Source organism: Rhizobium sp. IBUN (assembly GCF_000510625.1).
GTDB classification, from domain to species: Bacteria; Pseudomonadota; Alphaproteobacteria; order Rhizobiales; family Rhizobiaceae; genus Rhizobium; species Rhizobium altiplani.
Genome location: NZ_AZNV01000008.1, coordinates 82,218 through 98,480, shown reverse-complemented (window position 1 = coordinate 98,480; position 16,263 = coordinate 82,218). Strand labels below are relative to the sequence as shown.

Below are 16,263 nucleotides of genomic sequence, written 5' to 3'. Positions count from 1 at the left end.
TCATGCCGCTCGCTTCAAGGTCACGCAGCTTGCGGAGAAACCCGGTCCTAGGGCGACCATCGCGCTGCGTTCCGGCAATCCCTCCTTCAGGGCGCGCTCCAGCACGAAGAGGATCGTGGGGGAGGACATGTTTCCGTATTCCGCAAGCACCGCGCGCTCGTGATCCAGGGTTCCCGATTCAAGCGACAGCGCGCTCTCCAGGGCCATAAGCACCCTCGCGCCGCCGGGATGGCAGATGAAGCGACCTATATCCCGGCGAGATAGACCGTTTCGCGCCAATATCCCGTCGACGGCCGGGCCGAGTTCCGTCTCGGCAAAGGGCGGTAGCGATTGAGCGAGAACCACGCCGAAGCCGGTGTCGTCGATCTTCCAGCCCATGATACCGAGCGTATCGGGGAAAAGATGCTCCCCCGTCGACTCGACTTCGGCCTTACCCTCTCGCCCCGCCCGGAGAATGCAGGCGGCCGCGCCATCGCCGAAAAGTGCCGTGGCGATGATGTTTGCGCGCGTCAGCTCGTCCAGCCGGAAAGCCAGAGTGCAAAGTTCTATTGCCACGAAAAGCACCGTTGCGCCCGGCCGATCGCGGGCAAATCGCGAGGCGATGGCGAACCCGGAAACACCTGCTGCGCAGCCGAGTCCGAAAACGGGAACGCGTTCGATGTCCGAGCGGAATCCCATTTTCTCTGCGAGCTGTGCATCGAGGCTCGGTGTAGCAATGCCCGTGGACGAGATGGTGACGATGCAGTCGACGTCGCATCCCTTTAGACCGGCCTGCTTGAGTGCATGGGTGGCCGTCTCGAAAAACAGGCTGCGCGCGACTTCGCCATAAGCCTCCATTCTGTCTTGCCAACCGTGCGGCTCGATGAACCATTCCAGCGGACGGGCGGCATAACGTCTCTTGATGCCGGCATTCTCGAAGACGCTTGCCAAATGCGAAAAATCCTTGAAGCGGGACGAAAACAGGCGCGCAGAGGTTTCCGCCGCCTCCTTTTGCGTGATGACGTGCTCCGGCGTCGCGACGGCAAGACTCAACAGTTTTACGGTATCACTCACGGGATGCTCCTTTTGCCCGGCGCGTGAGCGGCTAACACGTCAGACCCGCATTTATTCGCCCGCACCGAGATCGCAGGGTCGGAAAAAAGAAGAACACGCAATCGAATAAAGTGCCAGTCAACGGTGTTCATTCGCGGCCAACGTCATTTTCGTAGGAGATATCCCATGACGATCGCGACTGTTCGTATTGCTTCCATCCTGGTCGGCGGCTGCATTGCCGCGTTTGCACTCTCCACGCCCGCATTTTCGATTGGCGGCGGCAGCAGCAGCGGCGGCAGCAGTAGCGGATCCAGCGGGTCCAGCGGCTCCGGAGGCAGGAGCAGCGAAAGCACCATGCCGACCTGCAAGAAGGGCCAGATGTACGACAAGAGGACGAAGAGGTGCGTCAAACAGAGCAGCGCCAACGTGACGGAAGAAAACCGCACGGACTACGCCTATTCGCTGGCAAAGGCCGGACGCTATGAAGAAGCGCTCGCCATACTCGATACGCTGAAGGATCCGAATACCGCCGAGGCTCTGAACTATCGCGGCTATGCCACCCGCAAGCTCGGCCGCACGGATGAAGGCATTTCCTACTACCTGAAGTCCGTTGAGCTTGATCCCAAATACGCGCAGGTTCGTGAATATCTCGGCGAAGCCTACGTCATCAAGGGTCGGCTCGATCTTGCCAAGGAGCAGCTGGAAACAATCAAAACGATCTGCGGCACCGATTGCGAGGCGTATCACGATCTGAACGAAGCGATCCTCAAGCCTTGACCATTGAAGAACAGCGGGAATGCGCAACTACGGTTGAATAGGAACCTTCCAATGCCGGTCGCGTACACCACATTTCCTGCCTATAGTCGCGCAGTACCAGAGCCGTCGGTGCAACCGGCGGCTTTGGAAGGAAAAATCGTGGCGGAGGCTCTCATCGCAAGCGAAGCCGATATCAAAAGTGGCCTGGCGGACAATCTGCTGCGGCTGTGGCGCTATGGCCTTGTGCTCTCGCATCGCCGCGACGTTGCCGACGATCTCGTGCAACAGACCTGTGTTCGCGCTCTGGAGCGCGTCGAGCAGTTCGAGACGGGAACGCGGCTGGACCGCTGGCTGTTCTCCATCCTTCATTCCATTTGGTTGAACGAGATCCGGTCGCAACGCGTGCGCCTCGGTCAGGGCTTCGTCGATGCAGACGAGGCCCTTGTTGTCGATGGCGCCCGCGATGCAGAAACCCATCTCATGGCAAACCAGGTTCTGCGGCTGGTCAATGCGCTGCCGGATGCGCAACGTGCAGCGGTCTTTCTCGCCTATGTGGAAGGTCTTTCCTACAAGGAGGTCGCAAGCGTATTGGATATCCCGATCGGCACCGTGATGAGCCGCCTTGCCGCCGCGCGCGCCAAGATAGCCGCCAGTGTCTCGGGAGAGGGGGTTACATGAACGACAAGAACCAAATCCTCTCCGATGAGGAGTTGACGGCCTATATCGACGGTGAGCTGTCGGATACGGAGGTCTCGCGCATCGAGGCGCTTCTCGACTCGAACGCGCGTGCGGCCGCTAGGCTGGAGTTGCTGTCGCGGAGCAGTCTCCCCTTCAAGCAAGCCTTCGAGCCGCTGCTTGCCGAAGCTCCGAAGGCAAGGCTCGACACCTTGCTCGGTACGCCGGCCGACGCGAAGCCGGCTCCCGAACGCTTCGGTCGCCGCGGTTTCCTTGGTTCGCTTGCAGCCTGCCTCGTCGCCGGAATTGTGGCTGACCGGGCCTTCATCAGCATCCGCAATCGCGTTGATGCTCCTGATGAAAGCAGCGAATGGCGCGCCGTCGTTGCCGAATACCTCGCCCTCTATACTGTCGATACCCTGGCCGGCCCGTCGCCGTCAGGCGAAGCGCAGGCAGCCCAGCTCGCCAGGCTCATCGACAAACTTGGCATCTCCCTGTCACCCGAAGCGGTGTCGCTGCCCGGCATCGAGTTCAAGCGCGCCCAATTGCTGCAATACGACGAAAAGCCGCTCGCACAGATTGCCTATCTGGACCCGGAGACGGGGCCGCTGGCACTCTGCATCGTTCGCTCGGACGTCGGAAAGCAGGATCCCGACGTCGAAGGCCGACGCGGAATGAACGTCGTCTACTGGTCGAACGAAACGCACGCCTTCATGCTGATCGGACGCATTCCGATCGACCGGATGCAGGAACTGGCGGAGGATGTCCGCAAAAGGGCATGAGGTCTGAGGCGGAGTGGCGGCGAGAGCGGCTATGAAAAAAAGGACTGCCCAATCCCGCGATTTTTTGAGATAGTTGCGTGGGGAGGATAACCTCTACGGCTCGCGTGGCCGGTTCGAATTGGTATCCCTTGAACGTCCTTGGACCCGCCCCATCCGCAGCGTGAGTCGGCTGTCGGCAAGCATTTAGCGAGCATTTTTCACTGTTCAGCACACGCTAGCCAGGAGCAATTCACATGGAAACGTGGAAACCTGATCCGAGCTTTTATCCGTCGCCGCGCATGGCCATGAAGGCGGCGCCCGAGACGTTTGCCTATGTCGTCGCCTTCGATCCAACGCGAGCGGTTCCCGATGAACTTGCCGTCGTCGATGTCGATCCGACATCGGCCAGTTACGGGCAGATCATAAACAAGCTCGCGATGCCTAATGTCGGTGACGAACTGCATCATTTCGGCTGGAATGCCTGTTCGTCCTGTCTGTGCCCGAACGCGCCGCACCCGCACGCTGAACGCCGCTATCTGGTCGTGCCGGGACTGAAATCTTCCCGAATCCATATCATCGACACCAAGCCGGACGGCAAAAATCCTCAGATCGTCAAGGTGATTGAGCCCGCGGACGTGGCCGAACGAGCCGGCTATTCCCGGCCGCACACCATCCATTGCGGCCCCGAGGGCATCTATGTGGCCGCGTTGGGCAATGCCGAAGGCAAGGCCCCAGGCGGGATTTTTCTGATTGATCACAGGACTTTCGAGGTCCGCGGACAGTGGGAGATAGATCGGGGAGAGCAACAGCTCGCCTATGACGTATGGTGGCACCTTGGCCACGACACGCTCGTTACCAGCGAGTGGGGCACGCCCGATACCTTCGAAAACGGGCTCGTCCCCGACATCCTGCTCGGCGCGAAATACGGACGCCGTCTGCATTTCTGGGATCTGCACGCGCGCAAGCACCTGCAGACGATCGATTTCGGCGACAAGTACCAGCTCGTATTCGAGCTCAGGCCCGCGCACGACCCGACGAAAGCCTATGGCTTTGTCAACTGCGTGCTCAGCCTAGAGGATCTCTCCTCCTCGATTTGGGTCTGGCACCGTGACGGTGAAAAATGGGGGGTGACAAAGGTGATCGACATTCCGGCGGAGCCCGCCGATGCCGACCAACTCCCGCCAATGCTCAAAGGTTTCAAGGCCGTGCCGCCGCTTGTCACCGACATCGATCTCTCGATGGATGACAGATTTCTCTACGTGTCCTGCTGGGGAACCGGCGATCTCCTTCAGTACGATGTATCAGATCCGTTCAAACCGAAGCTGACCGGCAAGGTCCGCATTGGCGGTATCGTTTCGCGTGCGTCGCACCCAGGGGCCAAGAATGGCGCGCTGAACGGGGGCCCGCAGATGGTCGAGATCAGCCGCGATGGTCGTCGCATCTACTTCACCAACTCGCTTTACGGGGCGATCGATGAGCAGTTCTATCCCGATGGCATAACGGGCTGGATGGTGAAGCTCGATGCGAAGCCGGAAGGTGGCATTGCCTTCGACGAGAAATTCTTCGTCGAATGGCCCAAGTCACACCGTCCGCATCAGGTCCGCCTGCAAGGTGGAGACTGCTCGTCGGATTCCTATTGTTATCCCTAGGGAAACGACATCAGGCAAACGAGGCGCCGATGAACGAGCTCTGGCCCTGGATGCTGCTGGCGGGACTGGGCGCCTTTCACGGTCTCAATCCCGCGATGGGGTGGCTGTTTGCCGTTGCGCTCGGCGTTCACCGGCAGAGTTTTACGGCGGTGGTTCAGGCCGTACCCGCCATTGCCCTCGGGCATGCTGTCTCCATCGCGTTGGTGGCCGGAGCTGTAGTCGCCGCCGGCCTTTTCGTGAACCAGGATGCTGTGCGCATGGCCACCGGCGTGACGCTCGTTGCCTGGGCGATCTGCCATCAAGTCTTCGGGCACAGTCGCCGCGTTCGCGTCGGCTTGCGGACGGGACTCGCCGGCCTTGTGCTCTGGTCGTTCCTGATGGCCACGGCCCATGGCGCCGGCCTCATGATCCTGCCCGCCCTGATGCCCCTCTGTCTGACCCAGCCGCCATTGCCGAATGTTGGCGGCGCCGGTTCCGCCGCCATGGCGATTGCCGCAGTCGGCGTCCACACGCTCGCAATGTTGGCGGTCACAAGCCTCATTGCGCTGACGGTTTATCGCTGGGTCGGGCTCGAAATATTGCGCAGTGCCTGGATCAACGTCGACTTGCTGTGGACGGGGGTTCTGTTCGCCACCGGTGTCGGGCTGCTGATCATCAGGTGAAGGCGAGTAGAGCTGGCACACGCGCACCAGTAAGGACCAAACGCGCAGCCGTCCAGCTTGTATCAAGCAGAGGCAGCAGCCAAGACCTCGACCCGGCAGCCGCCTGAGGACCGGATCACCGAAATTGGTGCACTCGAACGACTTAGCGCGTGGCCGCGAGCTGAACGGCGGACTTGGCGTCTTCCGTTTTCATCCGACCTTCAACGACCGCTCGGCAGGCCTTCCAGGCTCGTTGCCACTTGGCCGCACTCTGGTTCGGTTCATGGACGAGCCAGGTCAATGCCTCCTCCGGGGAGCCGACGACAATACGAATGCGGTTGTCTCCCAGCACGAGAGGTGTTTCCCATCGGTGTACCAGCATGGCCACACTCCAATCATGTGAGGGTCCGTTATCGGCGCCATCGAGTACTCGTTCCGCCTTCAGATAGATGGGTATTCGCAGCAGGCAATCAAAGGGAAGAAATGGATGGCAGGTCGCCAAGTGCCTCAAACAGGAACGGTGATCGGTGTTTCTTGGGCGACGATAAGGCGACCGATACAGATGCCGATCGCCCTTCCGAACCTCAATTCTTCTTTGGGGCGCCTTGGCTGGCCTTCGGCTGAGAACTTAAAATGGGCGGGCCGCCTTTGTCGGCGGCCGCCTTTTCCTTCTTGGGCTTCCAAGAAGACGGAGCGGCTGAAGCTCCTCCGTCTGGAACGTGAGGCTTGCGCGCCCCACCGACGGCGAAACCAAAGCGCGGGCGGCACGCTTCTTGGTCTAAACAACAACGTGATGGAGATCAGTGATCTCGGGATCTTCATGGCGAAGACACGACCATCCTCACAGTAAGGAGTTAGGCCATCCGGAACACTGCCTCTGCGTCAAGAGCCGCTGCGAGAAATGCGGACTGCGCGTCTCCCTGAGTGACTGTTTCCGTCATCGTACCAGCGTAGGCCTGCATTGCCGAGAAGAAGGCGCGGTCGTTCGTCACCAGGCCAATTCGCAAAAAAGCATATCAAGGTCTTCTTCTGGAGATGCAACAGGATGCAGCACGCGGTTGCGTTCACAACGACTAAGACTAGCCAGCTCGGTACCGACACAGGGTCTCCGATTCCACATTCGAGAATAGTGGATCACACAGTTAGCCAGCGTAAGACATGAGGGAGAAACATTCCTCACCCGTGCGATCCACTCCCTCAATCCCCGCCTTGACGCGTTGTTCCATGGGCCTGCTACATCGGGAAGGCGGAGAGTCCTACAGCTCCAGGAAATTTCTACCGGGGAGGCCGTCCCTGAATGGAGGCGCGTGTCCGCTCGAAGCTTGGTGGAGATATTGCCGAAGTCACCCGGCCAAAATGCCTTTCCAGTTCCCTGGATAGGTCGTCGGGGGAGGTCATCCCATGTTGGAAACGTTCGAAAAGTAGCTTGGCTGCGATGTTGTATCGCTCAGGATGAGCAACACTACTGGCAGCACTGTATCCAGCCGCATCCAAGATGCCTTGCAGCATAGTAAGGTCCCTGGAATGTAAGACATAGCCGAATTCGGAAGACACTTCGGTCCTCCTTCAATTTGGGGCGAGGGCTCTGAGCCCCTGATGCAGCAGCGCCCGTGACATTGGCTGCTGAAGAAGCGAGCATGCCTGAGCGTGGCTCCGGATGCAACGCAATTCGTGCAATTTTTGTTTTTATCAGACTTCGAGAATAAAACCAAAAATTGCGCTTGCGTTTCGTGCAGCGAGTGCCTATATGCCTTTCATCGGCATTGCTGATGAGCGCTGGAATATGTCTGCCGCTCGCAATTTGCCGCAATCGCTTTCTACTTTTGACCACGGATGTACTGGCACTGGTATGAGTAGCGATGTGAGGAAGGTCGGTGCGGTTTCGCCCCGGCCTTTTTTGTTGGCTGCTCCGCTGGTCGACGTCTTGAGGCTCACTGCGAAAGACGAACCCTGCGCGCAGGTCCTACGACAGGTCATGACCGACCTTGGCGGAGTAGGAAAGCTTGCTGAGCGCGTCGTCAAGGAACGGTGCAACTGCGGCGGCACCGATCGCCGGGGCAACAGCGATATCGAGAATTCGGCGCCGGCCAAGCGTGGTCGGGCTTTCATACGTAATGATCGCTGATGGCGGATAGAAGGAAAGGCAGAGACGGGTCGAAACGAACGGGCGCCGACCGGCTGCAGACCGGTGCATCAGCATTCGGATGCCATCCTGGAAGCCGCGAGTGTTCGCCTCATGGAGCAGCTCTAGATAGTTCGATCTGATCGCAAAGGTATGAGATGCAGATACCCCGTTGTCGAGCCGCGAGCAGCTTGTCAGCTCAGCCATTCTCCAGATGGAGCTCCAGCACTTCGATGTCGGCGGGACGGCCGTTGCGTCTTGCGGCGATCGAGACGTCTTCAAGATGCAAGCGCATCACGTCGCGTTCATGTTCGCAAAGCTTTTGGAGCTGCGCCTTGGACATCGGTTCCTTCGAGTTCATCTTCAGCTCGGCCATGAGCGTGTTGAGCTTCCGACCGACTGCTTGAGCCTTTTTATGGTCCGAACAATGAAAGCCGGCTGCCCGGCTAGCATCGCGTGAAAGAACTGGGAACACGCGCCCGCCGGTAAAAGATGTTGCCGCGGCGAATAAGGTTCTGGACGTCGTGGCGGACCGCCATGGGATAGTTGCCCTTGCCTGCCACTGCGACGCCCCCGCGCTCATTAGGCAGGCATCACCTGTGTGCTACAGTTCTGGGCATCAGGTCGCGCATGATGCCAAAACGATATCCGGCAGGACCGGAAAATCAAGGAATTAAGGTGATTTAGGGAAAATTGGCTGGGGAACCTGGATTCGAACCAAGATCGACGGAGTCAGAGTCCGCTGTTCTACCATTGAACTATTCCCCAGCAGGTGCGGCGCTCGAAGCGGCTCCGCTGGTGTGCGGCGCTTATAAACAAAAGCTGGCGGATTGCAAATACCTGTTTCGAAAAAAATGAACAGGGGTTTTACGCTGGCTTTTGAGCTCGAAGAGAGGACCTATTTCGCTAACGCCAAAAAGAATTTGGTGATTTCGCCATGCGCTGGTATCTTCGCGCCAACGCAAAATCGAATGAGCGCCTGCTGCATACCTTTTGGACTTGCGCGGCGCGATGGAAAAAGAACGTGGAAGACCCCGAACGCGGCCAAAGGCCGCAAGGTAACGGGGCGTCGGCGGCAGGGCGCAGGGATGGCAAGAAATCCAGGCGCCGCAAGGGCAAGCGTGGCGGGCAATCCCGCAATGCGAACCAGTCCGCTCAGCATGTCCTGTCCGGCGATGCCGGAGAGGCGGCGCGCCCAATTGAAGCCGACAATGTCGCGCGCAAGCGCAAGCGTCGCCGTCGCGGCGCAGGCGCTCCAGGCGAAGCGGTTCAACAGCATCAGGCAAGCAACGAAAACGCCCTAAGCGCGACGCACGCTGTTCGGGGTGACGGCGAATCGGTGCCGAGTCGCCGCAATCGCCGCAAGCATCGCGGCAAGCGCGGCCTCCAGGGACGCCCACTGGTCCATGAAAAGCCGACCGGACGTCCGGCCCAGCCGCAGCAGCCAGCGCCCGCCGGGCGGGCGGGGGCAGCCGAATTGCGAACCGGCCAGAACGATAATCGTGGGGCGCGCCCGTCCGAAGGAGGGCAGCGCAGCCACGAATATCCGTGGCCGGATGAGCTTTACGCCGCTCTCGATCTCGGCACCAACAATTGCCGTCTTCTGATCGCGCAACCGACGCGGCCGGGTCAGTTTCGCGTTGTCGACGCCTTCTCCCGGATCGTACGCTTGGGCGAGGGACTGGCGGCAAGCGGCCGCCTCTCCGACGATGCGATGGATCGCGCCGTCGATGCGCTCCGCGTCTGCGCCTCCAAGTTGAAGAGCCGCGAAATCCGCCGTATGCGGCTGATCGCGACCGAGGCCTGCCGGCAGGCGAGCAACGGGGCCGTGTTCCTCGAACGCGTCATTGCCGAGACCGGCCTCGAACTCGAGATTATCGATCGGGAGACCGAAGCGCGGCTTGCCGTCTCGGGCTGCTCGTCGCTCGTCGGACGCGAGACCCGCTCCGTTGTCCTCTTCGATATCGGCGGCGGCTCCTCCGAAATCGCGGTCATTCGTATCGGCGACAACCGCTTCAATCGCCTCGCAAACCACATCACCCACTGGACCTCGCTTCCCGTCGGCGTCGTCACGCTATCGGAGCGTCATGGCGGGCGCGATGTCACCCCGGATGTTTTCGAGGGCATGGTGGTGGAGGTGGCGGGCATGCTCGACAACTTCGATTGCCCTGCGATCGACATCGGTCACGCGGATGATTTCCATCTCATCGGCACCTCGGGAACGGTGACGACGCTTGCAGGCGTCCACCTCGACCTGCCGCGCTACGACCGCCGCAAGGTCGACGGCATCTGGCTTTCGGACGACGAGGTCTCGGCGATGCAGGCAAAGCTGCTGTCGTGGGATTTCGCAAGCCGGGCCGCCAATCCCTGTATCGGACCGGATCGCGCCGATCTGGTGCTCGCCGGCTGCGCGATTCTGGAGGCGATCCGCCGCCGCTGGCCGAGCCCGCGCATGCGGGTTGCCGATCGCGGCTTGAGGGAAGGCCTGCTCACGGACATGATGGCGGACGACGGCGTCTGGCGGCGCCACCGCAACCGCCGCGGCCAGCGCGGCAAATAGGGGACAAGCATGGCGAAGCCAACGATTGCGGGTAGCCGCACCGGCCGCAAACTCGGCCAGCGCGTCAAGAACAAGAAGATGAAGGCGTCGTCGCGGCAATGGCTGCAGCGCCACATCAACGATCCCTATGTGCAGCGCGCCCAGCTCGAGGGCTATCGCGCTCGTGCCGCCTTCAAGCTGCTCGAGATCGACGAGAAGCACGGCATCCTGAAGGGCGCCCGCCGCATCATCGATCTGGGTGCCGCACCGGGAAGCTGGTCGCAGATCGCTGCCAAGGTCACGGGCTCGACGGATGAGGATATCCGTGTGGCGGCGATCGACTTCCTGGAGATGGATCAGCTGCCGGGCGTGAAGATCCTGCAGCTGGACTTCCTCGATCCGTCAGCGCCGGCACAGTTGATCGAGGCCGTCGGCGGCACGCCTGATCTGGTGATCTCGGACATGGCAGCCCCCACGACCGGCCACCACCGTACCGACCATTTGCGCACCATGCATCTCTGCGAAGTGGCGGCACACTTTGCCATCGAAGTGCTGGGGGAGGGTGGCCACTTCCTGGCAAAGACCTTCCAGGGAGGCACCGAACGCGATCTTCTCAACATGCTGAAGCGGCATTTCAAGCAGGTTGTCCACGTCAAGCCGCCGTCGTCGCGGGCCGAATCTGTGGAGATGTTCCTGCTGGCGAAAGGCTTCAAGGGCCGCCAGATGGAGCCCGATGTCACCGAAGCTTGATCTTTGGGCTGGTCTCGGGTGATGATCCGATCTCCCAAGACTTGGAATGCCCGGGTACCATGCTCCTATACGTCACCCTCGGAACCAACGACATTGATGAAGCGCGGCGGTTTTACGATATCGTGCTGCCGCTGCTCGGCTATCGCCGCCAGCGCTACTCCGAAGAGGAAATCGGCTACGCCGCAGATGGCGACACCCGATGCCGGCTCTGGATCGTAACCCCGTTCAACCGCAGGCGGGCATCAACTGGCAACGGCTCGATGGTCGCGCTTCATGCCGAGCGCCGTGCGGACGTCGATGCGTTTCATGCCGCAGCCCTTGCCGCGGGCGGCGTTGACGAAGGCGCCCCCGGATTGCGGCCGTTCCATGCCAATTTCTATGCCGCCTATGTGCGCGATCCGGATGGCAACAAGCTGAGCGCCGTCTGCGAGACTCCGGAATAGGCCTTACTTCACGGCCTGTTGTTCCGCCTCGATCGTCGCCGGGGTGATGCGCTTCGCACGGTGGCCGGAAACAAGCGCGCCGGCGCTCCTGTCCATTCGGATGAACGGGATGGTCGCCACGACAGTCAGGATCGCGATCACGTAGAAGGCGACGTGGAAGTCGGCCACCTGCAGCGCCTCGCCGCGGAAATAGATCGATGTTTCAAGGATTGCTGCGGCAACCGCGACGCCAAGCGCCAGGCTGATCTGCTGCATCACCGAGCTCATCGACGTTGCCTGGCTCGCCTGTGCATCGTCGATGTCGGCAAAGGCCAGCGCATTGACGCCGGTAAAGAAGAACGAGCGCGAGAAGCCGCCGACCAAAAGAATGGCGATGATGACGAGATGTGGCGTCTGTGGCGTGAAGAAGCCGGTCGCGACCGTAACCACGGTCGTCACCCCTGCTGCCGAAAGCAGTGTGGTGCGGAAGCCGGCAGCCGCGAAAACGCGACGCGCCATGAACTTGGTCGTGATCGCCCCGATCGCGCCGGCAAAAGTGATGAGACCCGATTGGAACGGCGTCAGGCCGAAGCCGAGTTGCAGCATCAGCGGCGTCAGGAAGGGCATGGCGCCGATACAGATGCGAAACAGCGTGCCGCCGGTTGTCGATGCGCGGAACGTCGGATTGCGGAAGAGGTTCAGATTGAGGATCGGCGCTGGATGCCGTTTGGCATGGCGCACATAGAGAAAACCGCAGACGAGGCCGATTGCCGTCGCCATGATGCCGATAACGGGCGGCAAGGCCGGGAGGCTGACGACGGAAAGGCCGAAGACGACGCCGGCGGCCGAAAACGATGTCAGCAAAAAGCCGGTGAAATCCAGCTTCGGCGGCGCCGTCGCCTCAACCTCCGGCAGGAAGATCGTTGCCAGCCAGACGCCGACAATGCCGACCGGCACGTTGATCAGGAAGATCCAGTGCCAGGTGAAATAGGTGGTGATGAAGCCGCCTAACGGCGGTCCGGCCAACGGTCCGACGAGCGCCGGGATGGTCAGCAAGGCCATCGCCGAGACAAGCTCGCTTCGCTTCGTCGTTCGCAGAAGCACAAGGCGGCCAACCGGCGTCATCATCGCCCCGCCCATGCCCTGCAGGAAGCGCGCAATGACGAACTCGATCAGGCCGGACGAGATTGCGCAGAAGATCGACCCGACGACGAAGACGCAGATAGCCAGGCGGAAAATGCGCTTGGCGCCAAACCGGTCCGCCATCCAGCCGCTGATCGGAATGAAGACCGCAAGCGACACCATGTAGGAGGTCAGTGCCAGCTTCAGCGTGATCGGCCCGACGTGGAGATCGTTGGCGATGGCGGGCAGGGCGGTCGATATGACGGTGGAGTCCATCTGCTCCATGAAGAGAGCAACGGCGAGGATCAGCGGAACGATGCGGTTCATACGCGAAATGCCTTGAAGGTCTTGCGAAGGCGGTGGAGGCCCGTGCTCTGTAGTCCTCGCGACAGGCTCTGCCAACCCTTCATTCCGCTTCCGAAGCACGTTTGCATCACGTCTGCGTGAGACCGCTTGCTCAGCAAATTCAACGGCCAAGATTGACATATGCTTGTTTTGGTCGGGTGCAACAAACGCGGCGGCTGCTGGTCATTTGGGGGTATGCGGCAGTGATGCTGCACGCTATTGGGAGGCGGGATATGGCACTACCGGGGATGAAACGGCGCACTTTGCTTGCTGCGGGCATCAGCCTGCTGGCGACGCCGATGATTTTGAAAGAGACGGCCGCTATGGCCGTAAGTGGAGACAAGACCAAGATGGATGCGACGCCGCAGCCCCAGTTCAATCAGTTTAAACTCGGCTCCTACAAATTTACCGTCTTCAAGGACGGCGCCACGATTGCCGAAAAGCCCTATGAAACCTTCGGAACCAACCAGACGCCGGAAACGGTTCAGGAGCTGCTTGCGAGGAATTTCCTGCCGACCGACAAGTTCGTCAATACTTACGCACCGACGCTGATCGACACAGGATCGGATGTCATCCTTGTCGATACGGGTTTTGGCGAAGGCGGTCGCGCCCGCGGCAGCGGGCTGCTTCGCGATGGGCTCAAGGCTGCCGGCTATTCGCCCGACGACATCACGCTGGTCGCGCTGACCCATCTGCATGGCGATCATATTGGCGGCCTGATGGAAGGGGGCGCACCGGCCTTCAAGAACGCGCGTTACGTCATCGGCCAGATCGAATACGATTTCTGGACGGACAAAGCGCGTGAAGGCACAGCCGCCGAAGGCGGTCACAAGACAGTTCTCGCCAACGTCGTGCCGCTTGCCGAGAAAGCGACGTTCATCGGCGATGGCGGCACTGTTGCAAGCGGCATCACCGCAATGCTGGCGCCGGGCCACACGCAGGGCCACATGGTTTTCCACATCGAATCCGAGGGTAAGCGCCTCGTGGCAACGGGCGACACCGCCAATCACTATATTCTGTCGCTGCAGAAGCCGGATTGGGAGGTTCGTTTCGATATGGACAAGGCGCAGGCAGCAGCAACGCGCCGCAAGGTCTTCGGCATGATCGCGGCCGACAAGATTGCCTTCCTAGGCTACCACATGCCGTTCCCCGCCGTCGGCTTTGTCGAGGCACACGACGACGGATATCGCTTCGTTCCGAAGACCTATCAGTTCGACCTGTGAGACCGCTGCATGGCAGCCATACCAAGCCCGGCGAACACGTCGGGCTTTTTGCTATTCACTTCCTGTCATAGACGTGTTACCAGCCCTCGCCAACTTCCAAAGCAACCCTTGCACACTGCCGGTGCGGACGATTCGTTCCGGGAGGCGTTGCATTTTTCTTAATTGAAGGAAATTGGCCATGGCTCGCATCATAGAAACGCCAACCGGTTTGGATGCACTCACCTTCGATGACGTGCTCCTGCAGCCCGGTCATTCCGAGGTCCTGCCCGGTCAGACGAGCGTTGCAACGCGCATCGCCACTGACTTCGAGCTGAATATCCCGATCATCTCTTCGGCCATGGACACCGTCACGGAAAGCCGCCTTGCCATCGCCATGGCTCAGGCCGGTGGCCTTGGCGTGATCCACAAGAACCTGACGCCGGCCGAGCAGGCCGAACAGGTCCGCCAGGTCAAGAAGTTCGAAAGCGGCATGGTCGTCAACCCGGTTACGATCGGTCCCGACGCGACGCTCGCCGATGCGCTCGGGCTGATGAAGACTTACAGCATCTCGGGCATCCCGGTCGTTGAAAAGTCCGGCCGTCTCGTCGGTATTCTAACCAACCGCGATGTTCGCTTCGCCTCCGATCCGAAGCAGAAGATCTACGAGTTGATGACGCGCGAGAATCTCGTCACGGTCAAGGAAAGCGTCGACCAGCAGGAAGCCAAGCGTCTGCTTCATGCGCATCGCATTGAGAAGCTGCTGGTGGTCGACGGAGAAGGCCGCTGCGTCGGTCTCATTACCGTCAAGGACATTGAAAAGTCGCAGCTCAACCCGAACGCATCCAAGGATGCGCAGGGCCGCCTTCGCGCCGCTGCCGCTGTCGGCGTCGGTGACGATGGTTTCGAGCGCGCCGAACGCCTGATCGAGGCAGGCGTCGATCTTCTCGTCGTCGATACCGCGCATGGTCATTCGCAGGGCGTTCTCAATGCCGTCGGACGAGTAAAGAAGCTGTCCAACTCCGTCCGCGTCATGGCCGGCAACGTCGCGACATCTGACGGCACCAAGGCGCTGATCGATGCAGGTGCCGATGCCGTCAAGGTCGGTATTGGCCCGGGCTCGATCTGCACGACGCGCATCGTCGCCGGTGTCGGCGTTCCGCAGCTCGCAGCCATCATGTCGGCGGTTGAGGCAGCACGGGCGCAGGATATCCCTGTCATCGCCGACGGTGGCATCAAGTTCTCGGGTGACGTCGCCAAGGCGATCGCATCCGGCGCTTCCGCTGTCATGATCGGTTCGCTGCTCGCCGGCACCGATGAGAGCCCGGGTGAAGTCTATCTCTACCAGGGCCGTTCCTTCAAAGCCTATCGCGGCATGGGTTCCGTCGGCGCCATGGCGCGCGGCTCGGCAGACCGCTACTTCCAGGCGGAAGTGCGCGATACGCTGAAGCTCGTGCCCGAGGGCATCGAAGGCCAAGTTCCCTACAAGGGCCCGGTTTCGGGCGTCCTGCATCAGCTTGCAGGCGGCCTCAAGGCAGCCATGGGTTATGTCGGCGGCAAGGACATCAAGGACTTCCAGGAGCGCGCGACCTTCGTGCGCATCTCCGGCGCCGGCCTTCGCGAAAGCCACCCTCACGATGTGACGATCACCCGCGAGAGCCCCAACTATCCGGGCTCCGGCGGCTGAAAATGAACGCGGGCAGCCGTATTCCGCTTTGGATTATTGCGCTGCTCGCGGCTATCTGCCTTGGTGTGCTTGCGTGGACGACGTTCGGCTTTGTTGTCCCCTTCAAGCACGAAACCGGGCAAGCCGTTCTCGATATCTATTTCGCCGGTTATGACGAATTCACCGTCGGCCGGATGCAGCGGCTCCTCGGCGAGAACGAGATTGCCAACAATCTGTTGCGGGCCATGTACGCTGGTCCCGAGCTGATCTTTCCGGCACTTCTGACGGCACTCCTCTTGCTGGTCTTGATCAAGCTGAGACCCGGCGGCTCATACTTCAACCGCCCGATTCGGCCGTTCTTCGCCAAGCTGATCTATGCGCTCCCCTTCATCTATGGCCTCGCCGACTACGGCGAGAATGTCTCCAGCTTGATCGCCTTCGGGGGCAGTGCCTGGGCGGATCAGGCCGCGCAGTTGTTGCCGTGGATGACACGGCTGAAATTCTCAAGCCTCGCCATCTGCCTCGTCGTCATCATCCGCTTCGCTGTCGTTCGTGCGATGCGCGGCCAAGAGGGCGAGCAGTAG

General features: G+C 60.7%; 17 protein-coding genes and 1 tRNA gene. 11 read left to right on the top strand and 7 right to left on the bottom strand.

The features are described 5' to 3' along the window. Window positions 1-1,053: a type III polyketide synthase gene (locus RHIBUN_RS0110150; protein ID WP_018856865.1), complete on the bottom strand. Its 1,053-nt coding sequence runs from the start codon at window positions 1,051-1,053 to the stop codon at window positions 1-3. 165 nt (window positions 1,054-1,218) lie between these two features. Here RHIBUN_RS0110150 and RHIBUN_RS0110145 point away from each other — a divergent pair, with 165 nt between their 5' ends. The 5 genes from RHIBUN_RS0110145 to RHIBUN_RS0110125 all read left to right on the top strand — a co-directional run bounded on the left by RHIBUN_RS0110145 (window position 1,219) and on the right by RHIBUN_RS0110125 (window position 5,535). Then, window positions 1,219-1,809, top strand: coding sequence for a tetratricopeptide repeat protein (locus RHIBUN_RS0110145; protein ID WP_025659484.1), 591 nt, complete (start codon window positions 1,219-1,221; stop codon window positions 1,807-1,809). 51 nt (window positions 1,810-1,860) lie between these two features. Beyond that, window positions 1,861-2,466, top strand: coding sequence for an RNA polymerase sigma factor (locus tag RHIBUN_RS0110140; RefSeq protein ID WP_025659483.1), 606 nt, complete (start codon window positions 1,861-1,863; stop codon window positions 2,464-2,466). Beyond that, on the top strand, window positions 2,463-3,245 hold the full coding sequence (locus RHIBUN_RS0110135) for an anti-sigma factor (protein WP_025659482.1): 783 nt from the start codon (window positions 2,463-2,465) through the stop codon (window positions 3,243-3,245). The genes RHIBUN_RS0110140 and RHIBUN_RS0110135 overlap by 4 nt, the downstream gene beginning before the upstream one ends. A 233-nt stretch (window positions 3,246-3,478) precedes the next feature. Further along, complete coding sequence (locus tag RHIBUN_RS0110130; protein ID WP_025659481.1) at window positions 3,479-4,873, top strand: selenium-binding family protein; 1,395 nt, start codon at window positions 3,479-3,481, stop codon at window positions 4,871-4,873. A gap of 29 nt (window positions 4,874-4,902) precedes the next feature. Next, window positions 4,903-5,535, top strand: coding sequence for a hypothetical protein (locus tag RHIBUN_RS0110125; protein WP_025659480.1), 633 nt, complete (start codon window positions 4,903-4,905; stop codon window positions 5,533-5,535). A gap of 142 nt (window positions 5,536-5,677) precedes the next feature. On the opposite strand, the gene RHIBUN_RS0110120 is transcribed toward RHIBUN_RS0110125, so the two are convergent. The 5 genes from RHIBUN_RS0110120 to RHIBUN_RS0110100 form a co-directional block, all read right to left on the bottom strand. Then, entirely contained in the window at window positions 5,678-5,896 is a 219-nt protein-coding gene (locus RHIBUN_RS0110120) for a DUF982 domain-containing protein (RefSeq protein WP_025659479.1), read from the bottom strand. Window positions 5,897-6,368: 472 nt separating this feature from the next. Further along, window positions 6,369-6,506: a hypothetical protein gene (locus RHIBUN_RS36355; protein WP_156932686.1), complete on the bottom strand. Its 138-nt coding sequence runs from the start codon at window positions 6,504-6,506 to the stop codon at window positions 6,369-6,371. Window positions 6,507-7,477: 971 nt separating this feature from the next. Beyond that, window positions 7,478-7,843: a hypothetical protein gene (locus RHIBUN_RS37260; protein WP_025659478.1), complete on the bottom strand. Its 366-nt coding sequence runs from the start codon at window positions 7,841-7,843 to the stop codon at window positions 7,478-7,480. Then, complete coding sequence (locus RHIBUN_RS37255; protein WP_245271653.1) at window positions 7,836-8,012, bottom strand: hypothetical protein; 177 nt, start codon at window positions 8,010-8,012, stop codon at window positions 7,836-7,838. Before RHIBUN_RS37255 ends, RHIBUN_RS37260 begins: the two co-directional genes overlap by 8 nt. A gap of 318 nt (window positions 8,013-8,330) precedes the next feature. Continuing rightward, window positions 8,331-8,404, bottom strand: a tRNA-Gln gene (locus RHIBUN_RS0110100). Window positions 8,405-8,660: 256 nt separating this feature from the next. Here RHIBUN_RS0110100 and RHIBUN_RS0110095 point away from each other — a divergent pair. The 3 genes from RHIBUN_RS0110095 to RHIBUN_RS0110085 are packed head-to-tail and all read left to right on the top strand — an operon-like array spanning window position 8,661 to window position 11,368. Then, on the top strand, window positions 8,661-10,196 hold the full coding sequence (locus RHIBUN_RS0110095) for a Ppx/GppA phosphatase family protein (RefSeq protein ID WP_025659477.1): 1,536 nt from the start codon (window positions 8,661-8,663) through the stop codon (window positions 10,194-10,196). Window positions 10,197-10,205: 9 nt separating this feature from the next. Continuing rightward, window positions 10,206-10,925: an RlmE family RNA methyltransferase gene (locus RHIBUN_RS0110090; protein WP_018856877.1), complete on the top strand. Its 720-nt coding sequence runs from the start codon at window positions 10,206-10,208 to the stop codon at window positions 10,923-10,925. 59 nt (window positions 10,926-10,984) lie between these two features. Next, window positions 10,985-11,368: a VOC family protein gene (locus RHIBUN_RS0110085; RefSeq protein WP_018856878.1), complete on the top strand. Its 384-nt coding sequence runs from the start codon at window positions 10,985-10,987 to the stop codon at window positions 11,366-11,368. Between the two features lie 3 nt (window positions 11,369-11,371). On the opposite strand, the gene RHIBUN_RS0110080 is transcribed toward RHIBUN_RS0110085, so the two are convergent. After that, window positions 11,372-12,796, bottom strand: a complete 1,425-nt coding sequence (locus RHIBUN_RS0110080; RefSeq protein WP_025659476.1) for a DHA2 family efflux MFS transporter permease subunit — start codon at window positions 12,794-12,796, stop codon at window positions 11,372-11,374. A 251-nt stretch (window positions 12,797-13,047) separates the two neighbouring features. On the opposite strand from RHIBUN_RS0110080, the gene RHIBUN_RS0110075 reads away from it, so the two are divergent. The 3 genes from RHIBUN_RS0110075 (at window position 13,048) to RHIBUN_RS0110065 (ending at window position 16,263) form a co-directional block, all read left to right on the top strand. Further along, complete coding sequence (locus RHIBUN_RS0110075) at window positions 13,048-14,037, top strand: MBL fold metallo-hydrolase (protein ID WP_025659475.1); 990 nt, start codon at window positions 13,048-13,050, stop codon at window positions 14,035-14,037. A gap of 178 nt (window positions 14,038-14,215) precedes the next feature. Beyond that, entirely contained in the window at window positions 14,216-15,700 is a 1,485-nt protein-coding gene (guaB, locus tag RHIBUN_RS0110070) for an IMP dehydrogenase (RefSeq protein WP_018856881.1), read from the top strand. A 2-nt stretch (window positions 15,701-15,702) separates the two neighbouring features. Continuing rightward, the gene (locus RHIBUN_RS0110065) at window positions 15,703-16,263 is read left to right on the top strand and encodes a hypothetical protein (protein WP_025659474.1); all 561 of its coding nucleotides are present in this window, start codon (window positions 15,703-15,705) and stop codon (window positions 16,261-16,263) included.